Here is a 2,750-nt window from a genome sequence, read left to right as displayed (position 1 = left end):
TGATTACAGCCACGAAATTGACCCAGTAATGCCATCTTTTTGATCCACTCCGGACATACATCTGACCCAATCAAGACATGACTGACCCACACTCCTATATAATGAAGGAGCACATTTGTGCAAATTTATTATTTAGGAGGTTTTTTTGTGATTAAGTATCGAGAAATTTTAAGGCTTCACGCTCAGGAAGTCACACAAAGGGGGATAGCTTCAAGTTGTGGTCACTCTAGGAATACGATTAGAGAAGTCATTCGGCGAGCAGAAGAGAAGAATATTAATTGGCCAATTGAAAAGGAAGTGACAGATTTAGATTTACAGATGATTTTATTCCCAGAGAAAAAGGTTCCTTCGGACCATCGTCGAAAGCCTGATGGCGAGTATGTTCATAAGGAATTGGCTAAATCAGGGGTTACACTCTCCCTTTTATGGGACGAGTACTCCTTACAGTGCAGGGCAAGCAATGAAATTCCTTATAGTTATCGCCAGTTCTGCAGGTTTTACAACGATTATGCAAGGAAAACCAAGGCAACCATGCGGATCAAAAGAAAACCTGGAGAACAAATGGAAGTGGATTGGGCAGGTAAAACCATGTATCTCACAAACAACCTAACCGGAGAAGAGATTCCCGTTTATATCTTTGTTTCTACGTTGCCATGTAGTCAATATTCCTATGTGGAGGGGTTTTTGTCTATGGATATAGAGAGTTGGATTACGGCTCATATTCATGCTTTTGAATATTATGGGGGAGTCACAAGAATTATTGTTCCTGATAACTTGAAGACCGGAGTAACAAAGTCCTCCCGTACCGACCCAATCATTAATCAAAGCTATCAGGAAATGGCTGAGTATTACCAGACTACCATTATCCCAGCACGTGTACGTCAGCCCAAGGACAAAGCAAGTGTAGAAGGTAATGTTGGCCATATATCAACTTGGATTATCGCCTCTCTTCGCAATGAAAAGTTCTTTTCTTTGGCTGAGTTGAACAAAGCGGTTAGAGAGAAATTAGATGTGGTGAATACTAAACCTTTTCAAAAGAGAAAAGGGAATAGGCAGGAAGCATTCTTAGAAGAAGAAAAATTTGCATTGATTCCCCTGCCTCATTCACCATACGAGATTGCGAGCTGGGCAAAGACCGTTGTCCAGCCTGATTATCATGTAAAAATTGATAATAACTATTACTCTGTACCCTATGATTATATCAAATGTACGGTGGACGTTCGAATAACGAGAAATATTGTGGAAGTGTTTTATAAGAATATCCGGATTGCTTCTCACAAAAGATCAAATAAATCAGGTGGGGATTTCAACACGATTCCTGATCATATGCCTAAGGACCATAGAAAGTATGCATCCTTTGATAGGGAATTTATATTAGAGTGGGGTGCCACAACCGGTCCTTCCACTTTATTAACTATTGAAAGAATCCTAGAATCTTATCCTACGGAAAAACAGGGATTGAAATCCACTTATGCATTGATGAAACTGGCAGATAAATACTCTATTGAACGCATAGAGAAAGCATGTGAAAGAGTGTTGTCTTATACGCCAAGACCCAAACTGAAAAGCATACAGACTATCCTGAAGACAGGACATGACAAATTACCATTAGAGGACACAATCAAACAATCTAACACACAAAAAAGTGATAACGCTTACGGGTTCACTCGTGGCGCTGCATACTATGGAGGGAAAAATAATGACAACTGATAATACCTTAACGAAGTTAAATGAAATGAGAATGTCTGCGATGGCAGAAACATTCAGAGAACAATTGAGAAATCCGGAGTATCAAGAACTCTCTTTTGAAGATAGATTTGGCTTACTGGTTGATATCGAATGGTCCAGAAGGCAAAACAATAAGCTTGATCGGCTCATTAAACAAGCAGAATTACGGGACACACAAGCATGCATTGAAGATATTGAATATCACCCGGATAGAAAGCTAGATAAGGCCCAAATTTTGCGATTATCAACTGGTAATTATATCGAAGAGCACCACAATATTATATTGATGGGTGCGTCGGGAAATGGGAAAACTTATTTAGCATGTGCATTCGGCATCGCTGCATGCCGTCAATTCTATAAAGTAAAATATACTCGATTACCGGATCTCTTGGATGAATTGGCAATCGCAAGAGGGGAAGGAACATATAGAAAGGTTATGAAAAAGTACAAGAATGTAAATCTACTTATTCTAGATGAATGGCTATTAACTCCGTTAAGAGAGACGGAAGCAAGAGATCTTCTTGAAATCGTAGAAGCACGCCACCAGCAAGGATCGACTATCTTCTGTTCTCAATTTGATCCGAGAGGATGGCATGAAAAGATCGGTGAAAGCACACTAGCTGATGCCATTCTAGACAGAATTGTGCACGATTCATACAACATACTTATTGATGGTAATGTCTCGATGAGAGAACGTCATGGACTGGCGGTAACCAAGTGATTCCAGAAGAAGTAGAACTCCGTATAGCAAGGTATTTCTTCCACAATTATTTGCCGGATGAAGTAATGAGGGAGGTGGAAGGAAGACTCTTGGCAGAGTGTTTATGGAAGGATAGAGAGGAATTAGATGATAACCAACTCGTTACTTGGGCTCTCGCGATTATTGGTAAACAGCTAGATGGTAAAAGCTTTAAATAAGGCTCATTGTATTACTGGCTCACTTATGTCATAAGTGGGTCAGTATTATGTCCGGAGTGGGTCAAAAAGATGGCAGAGGTGGAACTAACCTATGTCTTTCTTCA

At 40.0% G+C, this 2,750-nt stretch carries 3 protein-coding genes; all 3 read left to right on the top strand.

The annotated features are described in order from the left end of the window. Window positions 1-147 precede the first annotated feature (147 nt). Genes istA through SPD53_RS19605 form a run of 3 tightly spaced genes read left to right on the top strand, consistent with a single transcriptional unit; the run spans window position 148 to window position 2,646 of the window. Window positions 148-1,710: an IS21 family transposase gene (gene istA, locus SPD53_RS19615; RefSeq protein ID WP_336253559.1), complete on the top strand. Its 1,563-nt coding sequence runs from the start codon at window positions 148-150 to the stop codon at window positions 1,708-1,710. Beyond that, window positions 1,700-2,449 (top strand): IS21-like element helper ATPase IstB, encoded by a 750-nt coding sequence (istB, locus tag SPD53_RS19610; RefSeq protein WP_336253558.1) that lies wholly within the window; start codon window positions 1,700-1,702, stop codon window positions 2,447-2,449. Before istA ends, istB begins: the two co-directional genes overlap by 11 nt. Then, window positions 2,446-2,646 (top strand): hypothetical protein, encoded by a 201-nt coding sequence (locus tag SPD53_RS19605; RefSeq protein WP_336253557.1) that lies wholly within the window; start codon window positions 2,446-2,448, stop codon window positions 2,644-2,646. The genes istB and SPD53_RS19605 overlap by 4 nt, the downstream gene beginning before the upstream one ends. Window positions 2,647-2,750: the final 104 nt, after the last annotated feature.

It is taken from the genome of Oceanobacillus sp. MO10714A (genome assembly GCF_037072045.1).
In the GTDB taxonomy this organism is placed as follows: domain Bacteria; phylum Bacillota; class Bacilli; order Bacillales; family Amphibacillaceae; genus Oceanobacillus; species Oceanobacillus indicireducens.
Note: the sequence above shows the minus strand (reverse complement) of the source record. Positions and strands in the feature narration are given on the sequence as shown.

Bases quoted from the DNA above. Each gene is read 5' to 3' on its own strand.
- istB (WP_336253558.1), top strand. From the start codon at position 1,700: ATGACAACTGATAATACCTTAACGAAGTTAAATGAAATGAGAATGTCT.